The sequence below is a fragment of the Kitasatospora sp. NPDC033851 genome (assembly GCF_055576085.1).
Map to the genome: position 1 here is coordinate 1 of NZ_JBVIRL010000021.1, position 18626 is coordinate 18626.

At 72.9% G+C, this 18626-nt stretch carries 11 protein-coding genes; 10 read left to right on the plus strand and 1 reads right to left on the minus strand.

What is annotated here, in order from left to right; all coding sequences use genetic code 11:
• Both ACZ51D_RS31865 and ACZ51D_RS31870 read left to right on the plus strand, forming a co-directional pair.
• Positions 1 to 8616 (plus strand): amino acid adenylation domain-containing protein (locus tag ACZ51D_RS31865; protein ID WP_465664230.1); only part of this gene is annotated, 8616 nt, incomplete at its 5' end.
• A 362-nt stretch (positions 8617 to 8978) separates the two neighbouring features.
• The gene (locus tag ACZ51D_RS31870) at positions 8979 to 10640 is read left to right on the plus strand and encodes an APC family permease (RefSeq protein ID WP_465623398.1); all 1662 of its coding nucleotides are present in this window, start codon (positions 8979 to 8981) and stop codon (positions 10638 to 10640) included.
• 64 nt (positions 10641 to 10704) lie between these two features.
• Here the strand turns inward: ACZ51D_RS31870 and ACZ51D_RS31875 are convergent, their stop codons facing one another.
• Positions 10705 to 12426: an FAD-dependent oxidoreductase gene (locus ACZ51D_RS31875; RefSeq protein ID WP_465664231.1), complete on the minus strand. Its 1722-nt coding sequence runs from the start codon at positions 12424 to 12426 to the stop codon at positions 10705 to 10707.
• Positions 12427 to 12633: 207 nt separating this feature from the next.
• Between ACZ51D_RS31875 and ACZ51D_RS31880 the strand changes: the two genes are divergently transcribed.
• From ACZ51D_RS31880 to ACZ51D_RS31915, 8 genes are all read left to right on the plus strand, one after another.
• Positions 12634 to 13809, plus strand: a complete 1176-nt coding sequence (locus tag ACZ51D_RS31880) for a SchA/CurD-like domain-containing protein (RefSeq protein WP_360503323.1) — start codon at positions 12634 to 12636, stop codon at positions 13807 to 13809.
• Positions 13810 to 13848: 39 nt separating this feature from the next.
• Positions 13849 to 14274: a cupin domain-containing protein gene (locus tag ACZ51D_RS31885; RefSeq protein WP_360503320.1), complete on the plus strand. Its 426-nt coding sequence runs from the start codon at positions 13849 to 13851 to the stop codon at positions 14272 to 14274.
• Positions 14271 to 15527, plus strand: a complete 1257-nt coding sequence (locus ACZ51D_RS31890; RefSeq protein ID WP_465623395.1) for a beta-ketoacyl-[acyl-carrier-protein] synthase family protein — start codon at positions 14271 to 14273, stop codon at positions 15525 to 15527. The genes ACZ51D_RS31885 and ACZ51D_RS31890 overlap by 4 nt, the downstream gene beginning before the upstream one ends.
• 5 nt (positions 15528 to 15532) lie before the next feature.
• Complete coding sequence (locus tag ACZ51D_RS31895) at positions 15533 to 16774, plus strand: beta-ketoacyl synthase N-terminal-like domain-containing protein (protein ID WP_465623393.1); 1242 nt, start codon at positions 15533 to 15535, stop codon at positions 16772 to 16774.
• A 46-nt stretch (positions 16775 to 16820) separates the two neighbouring features.
• Positions 16821 to 17081, plus strand: coding sequence for an acyl carrier protein (locus tag ACZ51D_RS31900; RefSeq protein ID WP_360503352.1), 261 nt, complete (start codon positions 16821 to 16823; stop codon positions 17079 to 17081).
• Position 17082: 1 nt separating this feature from the next.
• Positions 17083 to 17538 (plus strand): SRPBCC family protein, encoded by a 456-nt coding sequence (locus ACZ51D_RS31905; RefSeq protein WP_465623392.1) that lies wholly within the window; start codon positions 17083 to 17085, stop codon positions 17536 to 17538.
• Positions 17535 to 17864 (plus strand): TcmI family type II polyketide cyclase, encoded by a 330-nt coding sequence (locus ACZ51D_RS31910; RefSeq protein WP_360503308.1) that lies wholly within the window; start codon positions 17535 to 17537, stop codon positions 17862 to 17864. Before ACZ51D_RS31905 ends, ACZ51D_RS31910 begins: the two co-directional genes overlap by 4 nt.
• 322 nt (positions 17865 to 18186) lie before the next feature.
• Complete coding sequence (locus ACZ51D_RS31915) at positions 18187 to 18612, plus strand: hypothetical protein (RefSeq protein WP_360503305.1); 426 nt, start codon at positions 18187 to 18189, stop codon at positions 18610 to 18612.
• Positions 18613 to 18626: the final 14 nt, after the last annotated feature.

The window sequence follows — 18626 nt, forward strand, 5'->3', positions numbered from 1 at the left end:
CTCACCCTCCACCCCGACCACCCCGCCTACGTCATCTACACCTCCGGCTCCACCGGCCGCCCCAAGGGCGTCACCATCCCCCACCGCGCCATCGTGAACTTCGCACTCGGGCAGATCGCCAAGTTCGGGATCGGCCCCGACTCGCGGGTGCCACAGTTCGCGTCGCCGAGCTTCGACGGCGCGGCCTGGGAGATCTACGCCGCGCTGCTCTCCGGGGCCTGCCTGGTCGCGGCGCCGAAGGAGCGGCTGCTGTCCGCCAAGGAGCTGGCCGAGATCCTGGCCGAGCACCGCGTGACGCACGCCGTGCTGCCGCCGGCCGCGCTGGCGGAGCTGCCCGAGGGCGCACTGCCGGACGGCATGACCCTGGTGACCGCCGGCGAGGCCTGCCCTCCGGGTCTGGTGGAACGCTGGTCGGTCGGCCGCACGATGATCAACGGCTACGGGCCGACCGAGAACACCGTGGGTTCGGTGATGAGCGACGCGCTTTCGGGTGCCGTCGCGGCCCCGATCGGGCGGCCGCTGCCCAACACCCGGGTGTACGTGCTGAACGCGCGCCTGGAGCCGGTCCCGCCGGGCGTGGAGGGCGAACTCTACCTCGCAGGACGCCAGTTGGCCCGCGGCTACCTCAACCTCCCCGGCCTCACCGCCGAACGCTTCGTCGCCTGCCCCTACGGCGAGCCCGGCGAACGCATGTACCGCACCGGCGACCTCGCCCGCTGGACCGAGGACGGCCAACTCGTCTTCGCCGGCCGCGCCGACGAGCAGGTCAAGCTCCGCGGCTTCCGCATCGAACTCGGCGAGATCCAGGCCACCCTGGCCACCCATCCCGCCGTCGCCCAGGCCGCCGTCATCGCCCGCGAGGACACCCCCGGCGACAAGCGCCTCGTCGCCTACGTCGTCCCCACCGCCACCGATCACCGCAGCGACGACGAACTCGCCGTCCGGATACGCCGGTACGCCGCCGAGCGACTGCCGGACTACATGGTGCCGTCGGCGACCGTGGTCCTCGACGCGCTGCCCGTCACCGTCAACGGCAAGCTCGACCACCGCGCCCTGCCCGCCCCCACCTACACCACCCAGACCGACCGCACCCCCACCACCCCGCACGAGGAAATCCTCTGCGCCGTCTTCGCCCAGGTCCTCGACCTGCCCCGAGTCACCCCCACCGACAACTTCTTCGACCTCGGCGGCCACTCCCTCCTCGCCACCCGCCTCGTCAGCCGCATCCGCACCACCCTCGGCATCGAGGTCGGCATCCGGACCCTCTTCGAACGCCCCACGCCCGCCGAGCTGGCGCGGCACCTGGAGAGCGGCCAGGCGGCGCGACCGGCGATCACCGCCATCGAACGGCCTGGGCGGGTCCCGCTGTCGTTCGCCCAGCAACGCCTCTGGTTCCTGGGCGAGTTGACCGGGGCGAGCGCCGCCTACAACATCCCGATCGCCCTGCGTCTCACCGGCGACCTCGACCGGGAGGCCCTTCAGGCCGCCCTGGTCGACCTGATCACCCGGCACGAGGTCCTGCGTACCGTCTTCCCCGCCGGAGACGGCGATCCCCGCCAGCGGCTACTCGCACCGCAGGAGCTCGCCTTCGAGCTCACCGTCACCGAGTTCGCCAAGCACGACCCCACCGAGTCCGACCCCACCGAGCACAAGCTCACCGAGTCCGAGCTCGCCGAGGCGATCACCCGCACCGCCACCCGAGCCTTCGACCTCACCACCGAACTCCCCATCCGCGCCGCACTGTTCACCCTCGCACCGGACGACCACGTCCTCACCGTCACCATCCACCACATCGCCGGCGACGGCTGGTCCCTCGCCCCACTCGGCCACGACCTCTCCACCGCCTACACCGCGCGCCTCGACGGCCGGGCACCCGAATGGGAGCCCCTGCCCGTCCAGTACGCCGACTACACCCTCTGGCAACGCGACCTACTCGGCGACGACCACGACCCCGACAGCCTGCTCAGCGAACAACTCGACTACTGGCGCGAGGCGTTGAGCGAGGTGCCCGAGGAACTCGCCCTCCCGTACGACCACCCGAGGCCGGCCGTCGCCACCCAGCGCGGCGCGACCACCGACCTGGTCCTCCCCGCCGAGCTGCACGCCGCCCTCACCGAGGTCGCCCGCAGCAACGGCGCCACCATGTTCATGGTGCTCCAGGCCGCACTCGCCGTCCTGCTCTCCCGCCTCGGCGCCGGACCGGACATCCCCATCGGCACGCCGATCGCCGGCCGCACCGACGAAAACCTCGACGACCTCGTCGGCCTCTTCGTCAACACCCTCGTCCTGCGCACCGACCTCACCGACGACCCCACCTTCGAGCAACTGCTCGGCCGCGTCCGCGAAACCGGCCTCGCCGCCTTCGCCCACCAGGACGTGCCGTTCGAGCGCCTCGTCGAAGAACTCGCCCCCGTACGCTCGATGGCCCGGCACCCGCTCTTCCAGGTCATGCTCAGCCTGCAGAACAACGCCGAAGCCGTCCTGGACCTGCCCGACCTGACCGTCACGGCACTGCCCACCGGCGCCCCGGCCGCCAAGTTCGACCTCCAACTCGACGTCAGCGAACAACACGACCCCACCGGCACCCCCGCCGGCCTCACCGCCCGCATCACCTACGCCACCGACCTCTTCGACCGGGCGTCGATCGAACTGCTCGCCCGCCACTGGACCCACCTCCTCGGCGTCCTGGCCACCGACCCCACCACCCCCGTCCACACCATCGACCTGCTGACCCCCGAGGACCGCCACCACCTCCTCACCACCTGGAACGACACCACCACCGACCACCCCGCCCAGTCACTCACCGCCCTCTTCGCGGCCCAGGCGGCCCGCACCCCCGACGCCGTCGCCCTCACCGACGAGGACCGGCAGCTCACCTACGCCGAGCTCGACACCCGCAGCAACCGCCTCGCCCACCGCCTGATCGCCGCCGGCGTCGGCCCGGAGAGCCGAGTGGTGCTGCTCGGCGAGCGGTCCGTGGAGCTGATCGTCGCGATCCTGGGCGTGCTCAAGGCCGGCGGCACCTACATCCCGCTCGACACCCGGTATCCGGCCGCGCGGATCCAGCAGATCCTCCGGGAGAGCTCGGCCCGAGTGGTGCTGTCCGACGGCCGGCTCGGCCAGGACGTCGAACTTCCCGCCGGGGCGGTCCTGTTGAGCACGGACCCGGCGGCAGTGGCGGAGTTCCCCGGCACCGCGCCGGCCGTCGCGGCGCACCCCGACCAGGTGGCCTACGCGATGTACACCTCCGGCTCCACCGGCGCCCCGAAGGGCGTCATGGCGACGCACCGCAACGTCGCGGCCCTCGCCGCCGACCGGATGTTCCACCCGGTCGCGCACCGCCGTGTCCTGCTGCACTCCCCGCTCGCCTTCGACGGCTCCACCTACGAGCTGTGGGTGCCGCTGCTGTCCGGCGGCACGGTGGTGCTCGCGCCCGTCGGTGAGACGGACCCCGCGGTGTTCCGGTCGGTACTCACCGAACAGCGGGTGACGGGCGCGTTCTTCACCACCGCGCTGTTCAACCTGCTGGCCGAGGACGAGCCGGAGGCGCTGGCCGGCCTGGGCGAGCTGCTGACGGGTGGCGAGGCGGCCTCGCCCGCCGCGATGGCGGCGGTGCTGGCGGCCTGCCCGGACACCGTGGTGTCGCACGTCTACGGGCCGACCGAGACCACCACCTACGCCAGCGGGCACCGGCTCCCGGCCGCGCCGCTGCCGGTGGCGATCCCGCCGATCGGCCGCCCGTTGGACAACACGCAGGTCTTCGTCCTGGACGAGTCGCTGCGCCCGGTACCCCCGCGCGTGGCCGGCGAGCTGTACATCGCGGGCACCGGCCTGGCCCGGGGCTACCTCGGCCGGCCCGGTCTGACCGCCGAACGCTTCGTGGCCTGCCCGTACGGCGAGCCCGGCGAGCGGATGTACCGCACCGGCGACGTGGTCCGCTGGACCACCGACGGCGAACTCGAGTTCGTCGGCCGCGCCGACGACCAGGTCAAGATCCGCGGCTTCCGCATCGAGCCCGGCGAGATCCAGGCCGTCCTCGCCGGCCACCCCGCCGTCGCCCAGGCCGCCGTCACCGTCCGCGAGGACACCCCCGGCGACAGGCGACTCGTCGCCTACCTCGTCCCGGCCGCCAAGACGGCCGCCACCGACCGCCACAGCGACGATGAACTCGCCGCCCTGATACGTCAGTACGCCGCCCAGCGGCTGCCCGAGTACCTCGTGCCCTCGGCGATCCTGGTCCTGGACGCCCTCCCGCTGACCGTCAACGGCAAGCTGGACCGCAGGGCGCTGCCCGTCCCCGTGTACTCGACCGGCGCCGGTCGGACCCCGACGACCCTCCGCGAAGAGCTGCTCTGCACCGTCTTCGCCGAGGTCCTGGGCCTGCCCTCGGTCGGCCTCGACGACAGCTTCTTCGACCTCGGCGGACACTCCCTCCTCGCCACCCGCCTCACCAGCCGCATCCGCACCACCCTCGGCACCGAACTCCCCCTGCGCACCCTCTTCGAAGCACCCACCCCCGCCGCCCTGGCACGGCGACTCGACACCACCACCGAAGCCCGCCCGCCGATCACGGCCACCCAGGCCCGGCCCGAAACCGTCCCGCTGTCGTTCGCCCAGCAACGCCTCTGGTTCCTCGGCGAGTTGACCGGGCCGAGCGCCGCCTACAACATCCCCACCGCGCTCCGTCTCACCGGCAACCTCGACCGCAACGCCCTCCAGGCCGCCCTTGCCGACCTGATCGCCCGCCACGAGGCACTGCGCACCCTCCTCCCCGCCGTCGACGGACGGCCCCGCCAACTCGTCCTCCCCGCCGACCGGTTCGGCTTCCGGCTCACCGTCACCGAGACCTCCGAACCGGAACTGGCCGCCGCCCTGGCCCGCACCACCGGGCACACCTTCGACCTCGCGAGCGAACTCCCCATCAAGGCCGAGCTGTTCACGCTGTCGCCGCAGGACCACGTGCTCGCCCTGGCGGTCCACCACACCGCCGGTGACGGCTGGTCCTTCGGTCCGCTCGCCCGCGACCTGGCCACCGCCTACGCCGCGCGCCTCGACGGCCGGGCACCCGAATGGGAGCCCCTGCCCGTCCAGTACGCCGACTACACCCTCTGGCAGCGCGACCTACTCGGCGACGACCACGACCCCGAAAGCCTGCTCAGCGAACAACTCACCTACTGGCGTGAGGCCCTGGCCGGCATCCCGGCCGAGCTGGAGCTGCCCTTCGACCGGCCGCGCCCGCCCGTCGCCACCCAGCACGGTGCCCTGGTCGACCTGCCCATCGCCCCCGACCTGCACGCCGCCCTCACCGAGGTCGCCCGCAGCAACGGCGCCACCATGTTCATGGTGCTCCAGGCCGCACTCGCCGTCCTGCTCTCCCGCCTCGGCGCCGGACCGGACATCCCCATCGGCTCCCCGATCGCCGGCCGCACCGACGAAAACCTCGACGACCTCGTCGGCCTCTTCGTCAACACCCTCGTCCTGCGCACCGACCTCACCGACGACCCCACCTTCGAAGAACTGCTCGGCCGCGTCCGCGAAACCGGCCTCGCCGCCTTCGCCCACCAGGACATCCCCTTCGAACGCCTCGTCGAAGAACTCGCCCCCGTACGCTCGATGGCCCGACACCCCCTCTTCCAGGTCATGCTCGCCGTACAGAACAACGCCGAAGCCGTCCTGGACCTGCCCGACCTGACCGTCACGGCACTGCCCACCGGCGCCCCGGCCGCCAAGTTCGACCTCCAACTCGACGTCAGCGAACAACACGACCCCACCGGCACCCCCGCCGGCCTCACCGCCCGCATCACCTACGCCACCGACCTCTTCGACCGGGCCACGGTCGAGCTGATCGGTGAGCGCTGGGTGCGGGTGCTGACCGCGCTGACGGCGGCCCCGCAGGCCCCGGTCAGCACGGTGGACGTCCTCGACGCCGAGGAGCGGCACCGGATCCTGAAGGGGTGGAACGACACCGCGCTGCCGGTGCCGCCGGCCACGCTGCCGCAGCTGTTCGAGGCCCAGGCGGCCCGCCGCCCGCAGGACGAAGCCGTGGCCTTCGGCGAACAGCGTCTCAGCTACGGCGAGTTGAACGCCCGAGCCAACCGGCTGGCTCGACTGCTGGTCGACCTCGGTGTCGGCCCGGAGTCGCTGGTCGCGGTCTGCCTGGACCGCTCGGCGGAGCTGGTGGTCGCCCTGCTCGCGGTGCTCAAGGCCGGCGGCGCCTACCTGCCGATCGACCCCGACTACCCGGCGGACCGGATCGCCTACGTGTTCGGCGAGGCCGCTCCCGCCGTGGTGCTGGCGTCCACGGCGACGGCCGGTGCCGTGCCGGGGACCGATCTCCCGGTGGTGCTGCTGGACGAGCGGGCGACCGAGCGGCGGCTGGCCGGCCTGGCGGACGACGACCTGTCGGACGCCCAGCGCCGCGCACCGCTGCTGCCCTCCCACCCGGCCTACGTGATCTACACCTCCGGCTCCACCGGCCGCCCCAAGGGCGTGGTGGTCCCGCAGCAGAACGTGGCCTTCCTGCTGGCCGGCACCGCCGACTGGTTCGACTTCGGCCCGGACGACGTGTGGACCTGGTTCCACTCCTACGCCTTCGACTTCTCCGTCTGGGAGCTGTGGGGTGCACTCCTGCACGGCGGCCGCCTGGTGATCGTCCCCTTCGAGACCTCCCGCTCGCCGCAGGCCTTCCTCGACCTGCTGCTCCGCGAACAGGTCACCGTCCTCAACCAAACACCCTCCGCCTTCTACCAGTTGACTCAGGCCGCAACCCAGGAAGGCCCCCACGCCGACCCCGGCCCCGCCGACCCGGCCGACCCCGCCGACCCTGACCCGGCCGACGCCGACCGGGCCCGACTGCCGCTGCGCACCCTGGTGCTGGGCGGCGAGGCGCTGGACGTGAGCCGGCTCGACGGCTGGTACCGGCGCCTGGCCGAGCGGGCCCCGGCCACGGTCAACATGTACGGGCCCACCGAGGCCACCGTCTGGGTCACCGGGAAGCCCGTCAACTCCCGTGGCAGCGCGCCGATCCCGTCGGCGGTCCGATCCGCCGGGGCGTCCGACGAGGCCGCCTCGTCGATCGGCCGCCCGCTCGGCAACTCCCGGGTCTACGTGCTGGACGCCGCCCTGCGCCCGGTGCCGCCGGGCGTGGCCGGCGAGCTGTACCTGGCGGGCGCCAACCTGGCCCGGGGCTACCTCGGCCGGCCCGGTCTGACCGCCGAGCGCTTCACTGCCTGCCCGTACGGCGAGCCCGGCGAGCGGATGTACCGCACCGGCGACGTGGTCCGCTGGAGCGCCGACGGGGAGCTGGAGTTCGTGGGCCGCGCCGACGACCAGGTGAAGATCCGCGGCTTCCGGATCGAGCTCGGCGAGATCGAGGCGACCGTCGCCGCCCATCCCCGGGTCGGCCAGGCGGCCGTCCTGGTCCGCGAGGACACCCCGGGCGACCGGCGGCTGGTCGCCTACGCGGTCCCGGCGGACGACGGCGCGGACCTGCCCGGACAGCTCCGGCAGTTCCTCGCCGACCGACTGCCGGACTACATGGTGCCGTCCGCCGTCCTGCTCCTGGACGTCCTGCCGCTCACCGTCAACGGCAAGCTCGACCGGCGGGCCCTGCCCGCCCCGGCGTACGGCACGACGACGGCCGGCCGCGCCCCGGGCACCGTGCAGGAGGAGATCCTCTGCGGCATCTTCGCCGAGGTGCTGGAGCTGCCGCGGGTGGGGGTGGACGACGGCTTCTTCGAGCTCGGCGGGCACTCCCTGCTGGCCGCCCGCCTGGTCAGCCGGATCCGCGCGGTGCTGGGCGTCGAGGTGGGCATCCAGACGCTGTTCACCGCGCCCACCGTGGCCGGGCTGGCGGAGCGGCTCGGCCTGCCCGACACCCGCGAGGCGCTGGGCCTGCTGCTGCCGCTGCGCACGACGGGCAGCCGGGAGCCGTTCTTCTGCGTCCACCCGGTCGGCGGCCCGAGCTGGTGCTACTCGCCGCTGGCCAGGTACCTGCCGACGGACTACCCGCTCTACGGCCTGCAGGCCGCCGGGCTGGACGGCGGCGGTGAACTGCCGGGATCGATCCGGGAGATGGCCGCGCAGTACGTCGAGCGGATGCGCGCCGTCCAGCCCGCCGGGCCGTACCACCTGCTGGGCTGGTCCTTCGGTGGCGTGGTGGCGCAGGAGATCGCCGCCCAGTTGCGGGAGGCCGGTGAGCGGGTGGCCGCCCTGGTGCTGCTCGACGCCCACCTCCCGACCCGCCCGGCCGCAGGCGCGGAGCCGGCCGAGGACACCGAGCCGGAGGGGTTCGAGGAGCTCATCGACCAGAGCACGCTGTCCATCGAGCTGACGGCCGAGGAGCTCGCCACCGCCTCCCGGGTGATCGCGAACAACTTCCGTCTGCTGCGGGCGCACCGCCCGCGCCGCTTCGACGGTGACGCGCTGCTCGTGTCGGCCCGGGACGACCGCGGGCGGGGCGTCCCGCACCGGGACGTCTGGACGCCGCACATCACCGGCGACCTCACCGAGCACCCGCTGGACTGCCGCCACGAGGACATGGCCCGACCCGACGCCCTGCGTCAGGTCTGGGACCTCACCGCGGCCTGGCTGGCCGGTCGGGACGCCACCGCCTGACGCACCCCCGCACCCCCGCACCCCCGCAGCCGCGGTGACCGACGCCGGAGAAGCCGGCCCGGTCACCGCGGCTGCCGCCTTCCCGTGCATCGCTATGCGGGGATCGCCATTTCCATGAATCACCGAGGGTGTCCATATTGCAGGCTCGCGGAGCGAAGCTCAATCGACGCTCAAATCCTGGACCTACCCACAGGTAACGTAACAGACAACTGAACAGAATGCCTCCTACCAGCACGGATATCCGGCAAAGAAAGTAAACATTCAGTAATGAAATCTGTGCAGAGGTCTATGAATAGCCCTACTGTGTGGCAACTCTCCGCGCTCCGCCCACCCCGGAGCCCCCACACACAGAGAGATCGCCAATGGCTTCCCTCAACCAGATCTCGCCGCCCGGGCAGAGCACCGGCACCGAATCCGGCACCACCACCCGGTCGCTCAACCGCTCCATCGGCCTCGTCGGCCTCATGTGGGCCTCGGTCGGCTCGATCATCGGCTCCGGCTGGCTGTTCGGCGCCAAGAACGGCGTCGTCGTCGCCGGACCGGCGGCCGTCATCTCCTGGGGCATAGGCGCGGTCGCCATCGTGCTCCTCGCACTGGTGCACGCCGAGCTCGGCGGGCTCTTCCCCGTTGCCGGCGGCACCGCGCGCTACCCGCACTACGCCTTCGGCGGCCTGGCCGGCATGTCCTTCGGCTGGTTCTCCTGGCTCCAAGCCGCCACCGTCGCGCCGATCGAGGTCGAGGCGATGATCGGCTACGCGAAGGACATGCCCTGGGCCAGTGGGCTCCAGAACACCAACGGCACCCTCACCACCAGCGGGTTCATCGTCGCCACCCTGCTGATGGGCGTCTTCGTCGCCGTCAACTTCCTCGGCGTGAAGGCCCTCGCCCGGACCAACACCGCCACCACCTGGCTGAAGATCTTCGTCCCGCTGTTCACGATCTTCATCCTGGCGATCACCAGCTTCCACGGCTCGAACTTCACCTCGCACGGCTTCGCCCCGTTCGGTGCCAAGGGCGTGCTCGCGGCGATCAGCTCCAGTGGCATCATCTTCGCGCTGCTCGGCTTCGAGCAGGCCATCCAGATCGCCGGTGAGAGCCGCAACCCCAAGCGCGACATCCCCCGCGCCGTGCTCGGGTCGGTCGCCATCGGCACCATGATCTACACCCTGCTGCAGGTCGTCTTCATCGGCGCACTGCCGGTCAGCGCCTTCGCCAACGGCTGGGACAAGCTCGACTTCCCCGGCATCGACGGCCCCTTCGCCGGTCTCGCCACCCTGGTCGGCCTCGGCTGGCTGGCCTGGATCCTGAAGGCCGACGCGATCATCTCCCCCGGTGGCACCGGCCTGATCTACACCACCTCCACCTCGCGCATCTCCTACGGCCTGAGCAAGAACGGCTACGCGCCGCAGAAGTTCGAGCACCTGGACAAGAACGGCGTGCCGTGGTTCGGCCTGATCATCTCCTTCATCACCGGCGTGATCTGCTTCCTGCCCTTCCCGAGCTGGCAGGAGCTGGTCGGCTTCATCACCTCCGCCAGCGTGCTGATGTACGCCGGCGCCCCGCTGGCCTTCGGCGCGCTGCGCCGCCGCCTGCCCGACCGTGAGCGCTCCTACCGGCTGCCGCTGGGCGGCGTGATCTCCCCGGCCGCGTTCGTGGTCTCCAGCCTGATCATCTACTGGTCCGGCTGGCACATCCTGTCCCGCCTGGGCATCGCGATCGTGCTCGGCTACCTGCTGCTCGGCGGCTACGCGGTGTACGCGATCAAGAAGGGCCTGGCGAACGCGCCGCGGCTGAACTGGAAGGCCGCCCAGTGGCTGCCGGTCTACCTGCTGGGCCTGGGCCTGGTCTCCTGGCAGGGCGGCTTCGGCGACGGCACCGGCCTGATCCCGATGTGGTACGACATGGCGCTCGTCGCGGTGTTCGCGCTCGGCATCTACTACTGGGCGATCCGGGTCGCCCTGCCGGCCGAGGAGATCGAGCGTGAGGTCGCCGACGTCGAGGTGATCGACGCGGGCGGCCACTGACCCCCGCCCCCGACCACCAGGAAGGGCCCGCCGGTCGAGCGACCGGCGGGCCCTTCCGCATGCCTCAGAGGCCCAGCACCGTCCGCAGCACCGTGCCCAGCTCGGCCTCCGGGTCCAGCGCCGGACCGGACGAGCGCCACGCGACGAAGCCGTCCGGGCGGACCAGGACCGCGCCCTGCGGGCCGATGCCGTGCAGGGCGGCGAAGTCCGTGCCCGGCTCCGGGGCCAGGTCGTCCTCGGCACCGTCGCCGATCCGGAAGGCGTCCAGCGGGACGGCCAGCTTGTCCGCCGCCCGCCGGGCGCCCGCGTGCCAGGCCGCGCCGTCGGGGCCGGTGAGCAGCACCATCGCCTGCTCGTACAGGTCCAGCGTGGAGAGCTTCACGCCCGCCCGCAGCAGCCACTGGTGCGGGGCGCGGCTGCCCGGCTCGCCCGCCGACTCGAACTGCTCGGGGACGACGGCGCCCGCCCGGTCGGTGCCGATCACCGCGCCGACCGGGTAGCGGTAACCGAGCGCCACCGCGAGCACCCCGGCCTGCCGCCCGACGCCCGGCACCACCGCGTAGCCCGGGTGGCTGTGCTCGGCCGAGCGGGCCGAGGCGCGCTCGCTGGTCACCTGGGCGACCGGGCGCCGCTCCTGCCCGTACGTCTCCAGCAGCCGCGGCCCGGCCCAGCCGCACAGCACGGCAGCGAGCTTCCAGGCCAGGTTGTGGGCGTCCTGGATGCCGGTGTTGGAGCCGAAGGCGCCGGTCGGGGACATCTCGTGGGCGGAGTCCCCGGCGAGGAAGACCCGCCCGGCGCCGTACCGCTCGGCCACCCGTTCGGCCGCGTGCCAGGGCGCCCGGCCGGTCACCTCGACGTCCAGCTCCGGCAGACCGACGGCGGTGCGGATGTGCCGCTCGCAGCGCTCGTCGGTGAAGGCCTCCAGCGGCTCGCCGTGCTCGGGGTGCCACGGCGCGTGGAACACCCACTCCTCCTGGTTGTCCACCGGCAGCAGCGCGCCGTCCGCCTCCGGGTTGGTCAGGTAGCAGGCGATGAAGTGCCGGTCGCCGACCACCTCCGCCAGCCGCTTGGCCCGGAAGGTGATGCTGACGTTGTGGAACAGCTCGCCCTTGCCGGTCCGGCCGATGCCCAGCCGTTCCCGGACCGGGCTGCGCGGGCCGTCCGCCGCGATCAGGAACTCCGAGCGCACCACCCGCTCCTCGCCGCTCTCCCGGCTGCGCAGCACCGAGGTCACGCCGTCGGCGTCCTGCTCGAAGGAGACCAGCTCGGAGCTGAACCGCACGTCCCCGCCCAGGTCGCGGGCCGCCCGCAGGAGCACCGGCTCCAGGTCGTTCTGGCTGCACAGGCACCACGAGCTGGGGCTGAACCGGGCCAGCCGGCCGCCCGGGTCGATCTCGCGGAACAGCCACTCCTGCTCGGCGCCGGTCAGCGAGGGCGCCTGCAGGATGCCGTGGTTGGGGGCGAGGATCGAGGCCGCCTCGCGGATCGCCGGCTCGATCCCGGCCACCCGGTACAGCTCCATCGTGCGGATGTTGTTGCCTCGGCCGCGCGGGTGATGCGAGGTGTCGGCGTGCTTCTCGACCAGCAGGTGTCCGACCCCGAGCCGGCCGAGGAAGAGTGAGGCCGACAGCCCGACCAGCGAGCCGCCCACGATCAGGACCGGCACCCGGTCGTCGATCTTCGGATTCATCAATTGCTCCACCCTGTCAGGGGATCCGGCGGCCCGAAGACTGGGCTCGGCGCCGCCCTCGACGGGCCCGCTCAGCCGGGGGCCCCGCTCTTCCATCCCCCGCCCGGGGCCCCCTGTGCCGCCCCTTCGCCCGGATGGCCCGCAAATCTCGCGCCGCACCCTGTGCGCCGCCCACGATCGACCTCAGGCCTGGCGCCGACCGCCCGGGCCGACCGCCGTCGCACCGCCTTCCCACGCCGGGGAGCACCCGCCGGGCGCGGCCGACACGGCCCGCAGCGTGCGGCCAAGAGCAGAAAGTGGATCATGACAACTCTGTCCGAACCCCAGCCGAGGCAGCAGGCCGAGTCCGACACCCGGTTGCGGGTGGTACTGATGCTGGAGATCCAGGACGGCGCCCAGCAGCGCTTCCTCGACGTCTACGAACAGCTGCGCCACCAGGTGGCCTCGGTCCCCGGCCACGTCAGCGACCAGCTGTGCCAGTCGATCAACGACCCGCGCCAGTGGCTGATCACCAGCGAGTGGGAGGACCAGGAGACCTTCCTGCAGTGGGTGGACAGCCCGGCCCACCGCGAGATGGTCAAGCCGATGCACGGCTGCGTCAGCGACAACTTCCGGTCACTGCGCTACGCCGTCCTGCGCGAGACCTCGGCGGCCGGCACCACCGGCACCCGGGCCCCGATGGAGGTGCCGCCCGGGCTGCCGCCCACCACGCCCGCCGGCCACGTCGGCCCGCCGAAGGCCGAGCCGGGCCCGGACGGTGTGGTCCGCCACGCGCTGACCTTCACCGTCAAGCCCGGCAGCGAGCCCGAGGTGGCGCGGATCCTCTCCGGCTACGCCTCCCCCAGGGCCGAGGTCGACGAGCACACCCGGCTGCAGCGCACCTCGCTGTTCATGCACGGCAACCGGGTGGTGCGGGCCGTCGAGGTGGTCGGCAACCTGGGCGACGCGCTGCGCCACGTGGCGATGCAGCCCGAGGTGCGGGCCGTCGAGGAGGCGATCAACCCGTACCTGGAGGAGGCCCGCCAGCTCGGTGACCCGCAGGCCGCCCGCGCCTTCTTCGCCAAGGCCGCGCTGCCCGCCACGCACCAGGCGATCGCCAGCTCCCCAGCCTCCGGACGGCTGCACCGGCACGCCGTGCTCTACCCCATCCGTCCGGGCCACGGGCGGTCCGTGGCCGAGCTGCTGGCCGAGCACGACAACATGGCCACCGCCGACCCGACCGGGCCGGTCGCGGCGGCCACCGTCTTCCAGCGCGAGGACGTGGTGGTGCGCCTGGTCGACCTGCGGGTTCCGGCCGAGGCCGACCCGGCGGCCGCCCTCGGCGTGGCGGACGACCAGGAGGCGGCCACCCTCGCCCGGCTGCTCGACCTCGGCCCGCAGGGCGACCTGCGCACCGTCGCCGGGCTCAGCGCGTTCCTCGCCGCCCGCGCCATGAACCCGGTCACCGACCGCCGCTCGAGCGACCCCCGCGACAACTGACGCTCCGTCAACTCCCGACTGCACCGGAGGAAGACCACCATGACCACGCAGTACCCACGGATCGTCAACGTCGACGAGGCTCCGGAGAACCGCCGGCACGGCGCGGAGCTGCGCACCATGCTCACCCCGACCAGCTGCGGGGCGACCAGCGGCTTCATGGGCCTGGCGATCGTCAAGCCCGGCGAGCGGATCGGCGAGCACTACCACCCCTACTCCGAGGAGTTCGTGTTCGTCGTCTGCGGCGAGCTGGAGGTGGACCTGGACGGGAAGCCCCATCCGCTCAAGCCCGACCAGGGCCTGATGATCCCGATCAACATGCGCCACCGCTTCCGCAACGTCGGCGACACCGAGGCCCGGATGGTCTTCCACCTCGGCCCGCTCGCCCCGCGCCCCGACCTCGGCCACGTGACCACCGAGGAGTCCGCCGCGTCCGGCCCGCCGGAACACGCCAAGGTGGCCTCGTGACCCGGCGGGTCGCCGTCACCGGGGTCGGTGTGGTCGCGCCCGGCGGGGTCGGGGTCCGGGCGTTCTGGGACCTCCTCACGGCCGGCCGCACCGCGACCCGGGGCATCACGCTCTTCGACCCCACCGGATTCCGCTCCCGGATCGCCGCCGAGGTCGACTTCGACCCGGCGGCCCACGGGCTGAGCCCGCAGGACGTCCAACGGGCCGACCGCTACGTGCAGTTCGCGATGGTCGCGGCCGACGAGGCGGTCGCCGACGCCGGCCTGGACCTCGCCGCCGAGGACCCGTGGCGGATCGCCGTCTCGCTCGGCACCGCCGTCGGCGGCACCACCCGGCTGGAGCACGACTACGCCCTGGTCAGCGCCGCCGGCGCACGCTGGGACGTGGACCACCGGCAGGCGGAGCCGCAGCTGCACCGGGCGTTCGCGCCCAGCACGCTCGCCTCCGCCGTGGCCGAGCGGAACGGCGCGCACGGCCCGGTGCAGACCGTCTCCACCGGTTGCACCTCCGGCCTGGACGCGATCGGCTACGGCTTCCAGGCGGTCGAGGAGGGCCGCGCCGACATCTGCATCGCGGGCGCCTCCGACTCCCCGATCTCGCCGATCACCGTCGCCTGCTTCGACGCCATCAAGGCCACCAGCGAGCGCAACGACGACCCGCAGCACGCCTCCCGCCCCTTCGACGCCGACCGCGACGGCTTCGTCCTCGGCGAGGGCGGCGCCGTCCTGGTGCTGGAGGAGCTGGAGCACGCCCGCCGCCGCGGCGCCCGGATCTACGGCGAGGTCGGCGGCTTCGCCACCTTCGGCAACGCGTACCACATGACCGGCCTCACCAAGGAGGGGCTGGAGATGTCCCGGGCGATCGACCACGCGCTCGCCCACGCCCGGGTCGACCGCACCGACGTCGACTACGTCAACGCGCACGGCTCGGGCACCAAGCAGAACGACCGGCACGAGACCGCCGCGGTCAAGCGCTCGCTGGGCGGGCACGCCTTCGAGACCCCGATGAGCTCGATCAAGTCGATGGTCGGGCACTCGCTCGGCGCGATCGGCGCCATCGAGGTCGTCGCCTGCACCCTGGCGCTCGCCCACGGCGTCGTGCCGCCGACCGCCAACTACGAGACTCCGGACCCGGAGTGCGACCTCGACTACGTGCCGCGCACCGCGCGCGAGCTGCCACTGAGCCACATCCTCTCGGTCGGCAGCGGATTCGGCGGATTCCAGTCCGCCGTCGTGCTCAACAGAACGGGGTGAGTTCCATGACGTCACGTCAGCAGGGCCGCCGGGCGGTGGTCACCGGCCTCGGCGTGGTGGCTCCGAACGGCGTCGGGGCCGACGCCTTCTGGAAGGCCACCAGGCAGGGCGTGAGCGTCCTCGACCGGATTTCCCGCGAGGGCTGCACCGAGCTGCCGCTCAGGATCGCGGGCCAGGTGCGGGACTTCGAGCCGCAGTCGGCGATCGACAACCGCTACCTGGTGCAGACCGACCGCTTCACGCACTACGCGATGGCCGCCGCCGACCTGGCGGTGGCGGACGCCCGCTTCCGGCCCGACGCCGAACAGCCCTTCGCGGTCGGCGTGGTGACCGCGGCCGGCTCCGGCGGCGGCGAGTTCGGCCAGCGCGAGCTCCAGCAACTCTGGGGCCAGGGGCCGAAGTTCGTCGGCCCGTACCAGTCCATCGCCTGGTTCTACGCGGCCAGCACCGGCCAGATCTCGATCCGCGGCGGCTACAAGGGCCCGTGCGCGGTCGTCGCCAGCGACGAGGCCGGCGGCCTGGACGCCCTCGCACACGCCGCCCGCTCGATCGCGCGCGGCACCGACGCGGTGGTGGTCGGCGCCGCCGAGGCCCCGCTGGCGCCGTACTCGATGGTCTGCCAGCTCGGCTACCCCGAGCTGAGCCTGGCCGAGCGGGCCGAGGAGGCCTACCTGCCGTTCACCGCGCGGGCCTGCGGCTTCGCCCCCGCCGAGGGCGGCGCGATGCTGATGCTCGAGGACGAGCAGACGGCCCTGCGGCGCGGCGCCACCGTCCGCGCGCACCTGGCCGGGCACGGCGCCACCTTCACCGGGGCCTCCCGCTGGCAGGAGTCCCGGGAGGGACTGGCCGCCGCCATCCGGATCGCGCTGGACGAGGCCCGGATCGCGCCCGAGGAGATCGACGTGGTCTTCGCGGACGCGCTGGGCGTGCCCGCCGCCGACCGGGCGGAGGCGCTGGCGCTGGCCGACGCGCTCGGCCCGGCCGCCGAACGCGTCCCGGTCACCGTGCCCAAGACCGGCACCGGCCGGGCCTACTGCGGCGCCCCGATGCTGGACGTGACCGCCGCCGTGCTGGCCATGGAGGACGGCGTCCTGCCGCCCACCCCCAACGTCACCGAGGTCTGCCACGACCTCGCCCTGGTGACCGGCCGCGCCCGCCCGGCCGAGCTGCGCACCGCCCTGGTGCTCAGCCGCGGGCTGATGGGCTCCAACTCCGCGCTGGTGCTCCGGCGCGGGGAGGGCTCCTGAACAACTCCGTCACACCCCGAAGGGAAACCCCGTGAGCGACACCCCCATGAGCAACACCCTCGGCTATCCGGAACTCGCCGCCCTGCTGCAGGCCCGGGCAGGCGTCAGCGTCGACCCGGACGCCCTGGCGAAGTCGGGCGCGCAGTTCGACGCGTTCGGCGTCGACTCGCTCGGACTGCTCGGCGTCGTCGGCGAGTTGGAGAACCGGCACAACCTCAAGGTCACCTCCGGCGCCGAATCCGCCAAGACCCCGGCCGAGTTCCTCGAGCTGGTCAACTCCTCCCTCTCCGCGAAGGCTGGTGCCTGAGATGCCCGGACACACCGACAACGAGATCGTCATCGCCGCGCCGCTCGACCTGGTCTGGGAGATCACCAACGACCTGGAGAACTGGCCGGACCTGTTCAGCGAGTACGCCTCGGTCGAGGTCCTGGAGCGCGAGGGCGACCGCGTGCAGTTCCGGCTCACCATGCACCCGGACGAGAACGGCCAGGTGTGGAGCTGGGTCTCCGAGCGCACCACCGACAAGTCCTCGCTGGCGGTGAACGCCCGCCGGGTCGAGCCCGGCCCGTTCGAGTTCATGGACATCCGCTGGGAGTACGCGGAGGTCCCGGCCGGCACCAGGATGCGCTGGGTCCAGGACTTCGCGATGAAGCCCACCGCCCCGGTCGACGACGACGGCATGGTCAACCACATCAACAAGAACTCGCGGATCCAGATGCAGCTGATCCGCGAGAAGGTCGAGAAGCGGGCGGCGGAGCTGTGAGCGGCCCGCACCGGGCCCTGATCGTCGCCCGGATGAAGCCCGAGGCGGCGCCGGACATCGCCGAGGTGTTCGCCGAGTCCGACCAGGGCGAGCTGCCGCACCTGATCGGTGTCACCGGCCGCAGCCTCTTCCAGTTCGGCGACGTCTACCTGCACCTGATCGAGGCCGACCGCCCGCCGGGCCCGGCCGTCGCCAAGGTCATCGGGCACCCCGAGTTCCGGACCGTCAGCGACCGGCTGACCGCCTTCGTCCAGGCCTACGACCCGGCCACCTGGCGCGAGCCGAAGGACGCGATGGCGCGGGAGTTCTACCGCTGGGACCGCTGACCAGCGTGTCCCGATGGGCCCGCCCCCGGCCGTGCGCCGGGGGCGGGCCCACGTGCGCCGCCCCGCCCCTGGGCGTGCTCCCATGTCGGCTCGTCACCGGATTCACCCCGGGCTCACCCGGATTCACCCGGATCGCCCGGGCAGCCGGGTGAACACACCCGGGACTCCACCCGAAGGGCGCACAGTCCGCAGCGACACTGCCACGCTCCGGTGGCAGGCGGCGCCACGGTGGTTGACGGTGGATCAGGCGCACCACCCGCGAGCCCCCTTGCCCGGCACCGTGTCGGCAGTCGCGGGTCCGCGCGCCGGAAGGATCATCCTCATGCGTTCTGCACGCACGCTGCTCGCCGGGGCGGCCGTCGCCGCCGTCCTCACCGTCGGTGCCCCCCTGGCCTTCGCCGACGGCTCCTCCGATCAGGGCAAGAACCTCACCTGGCAGGAGAAGCAGGACAAGCCCGCCGACAAGGGCACATCCGACAGCGCCCCGAAGGCCGCGGACGACAAGAAGGGCGCCGCCTCCGAGGAGCACAAGGGCATGGAGGAGCCGAAGGGCTCCGGAGAGCACAAGGGCACCGAAGCCAAGGACGAGGACCACAAGACCCCGCACGGCGGCGTGCACACCGGTGGCGGCGGTCTGGCGCTGTCCGGCGGCGGGCTCGCCTCCGGCGCGGTGCTGCTGCTCGGCGGCCTCGGGGCCGGCGCCTACGCCCTGCGCCGCGGCCGCCGTGCCTCCGGCGCGGTCGCCTGAGGCCCGACGCGCTG

What these genes read in the sequence shown, in the direction of transcription:
- ACZ51D_RS31895 (WP_465623393.1), top strand. Translation starts at nt 15,533, where the DNA reads ATGACGTCACGTCAGCAGGGCCGCCGGGCGGTGGTCACCGGCCTCGGC.
- ACZ51D_RS31885 (WP_360503320.1), top strand. Translation starts at nt 13,849, where the DNA reads ATGACCACGCAGTACCCACGGATCGTCAACGTCGACGAGGCTCCGGAG.
- ACZ51D_RS31900 (WP_360503352.1), top strand. Translation starts at nt 16,821, where the DNA reads ATGAGCAACACCCTCGGCTATCCGGAACTCGCCGCCCTGCTGCAGGCC.
- ACZ51D_RS31875 (WP_465664231.1), bottom strand. Translation starts at nt 12,426, where the DNA reads ATGGAAGAGCGGGGCCCCCGGCTGAGCGGGCCCGTCGAGGGCGGCGCC.
- ACZ51D_RS31915 (WP_360503305.1), top strand. Translation starts at nt 18,187, where the DNA reads ATGCGTTCTGCACGCACGCTGCTCGCCGGGGCGGCCGTCGCCGCCGTC.
- ACZ51D_RS31880 (WP_360503323.1), top strand. Translation starts at nt 12,634, where the DNA reads ATGACAACTCTGTCCGAACCCCAGCCGAGGCAGCAGGCCGAGTCCGAC.
- ACZ51D_RS31905 (WP_465623392.1), top strand. Translation starts at nt 17,083, where the DNA reads ATGCCCGGACACACCGACAACGAGATCGTCATCGCCGCGCCGCTCGAC.
- ACZ51D_RS31870 (WP_465623398.1), top strand. Translation starts at nt 8,979, where the DNA reads ATGGCTTCCCTCAACCAGATCTCGCCGCCCGGGCAGAGCACCGGCACC.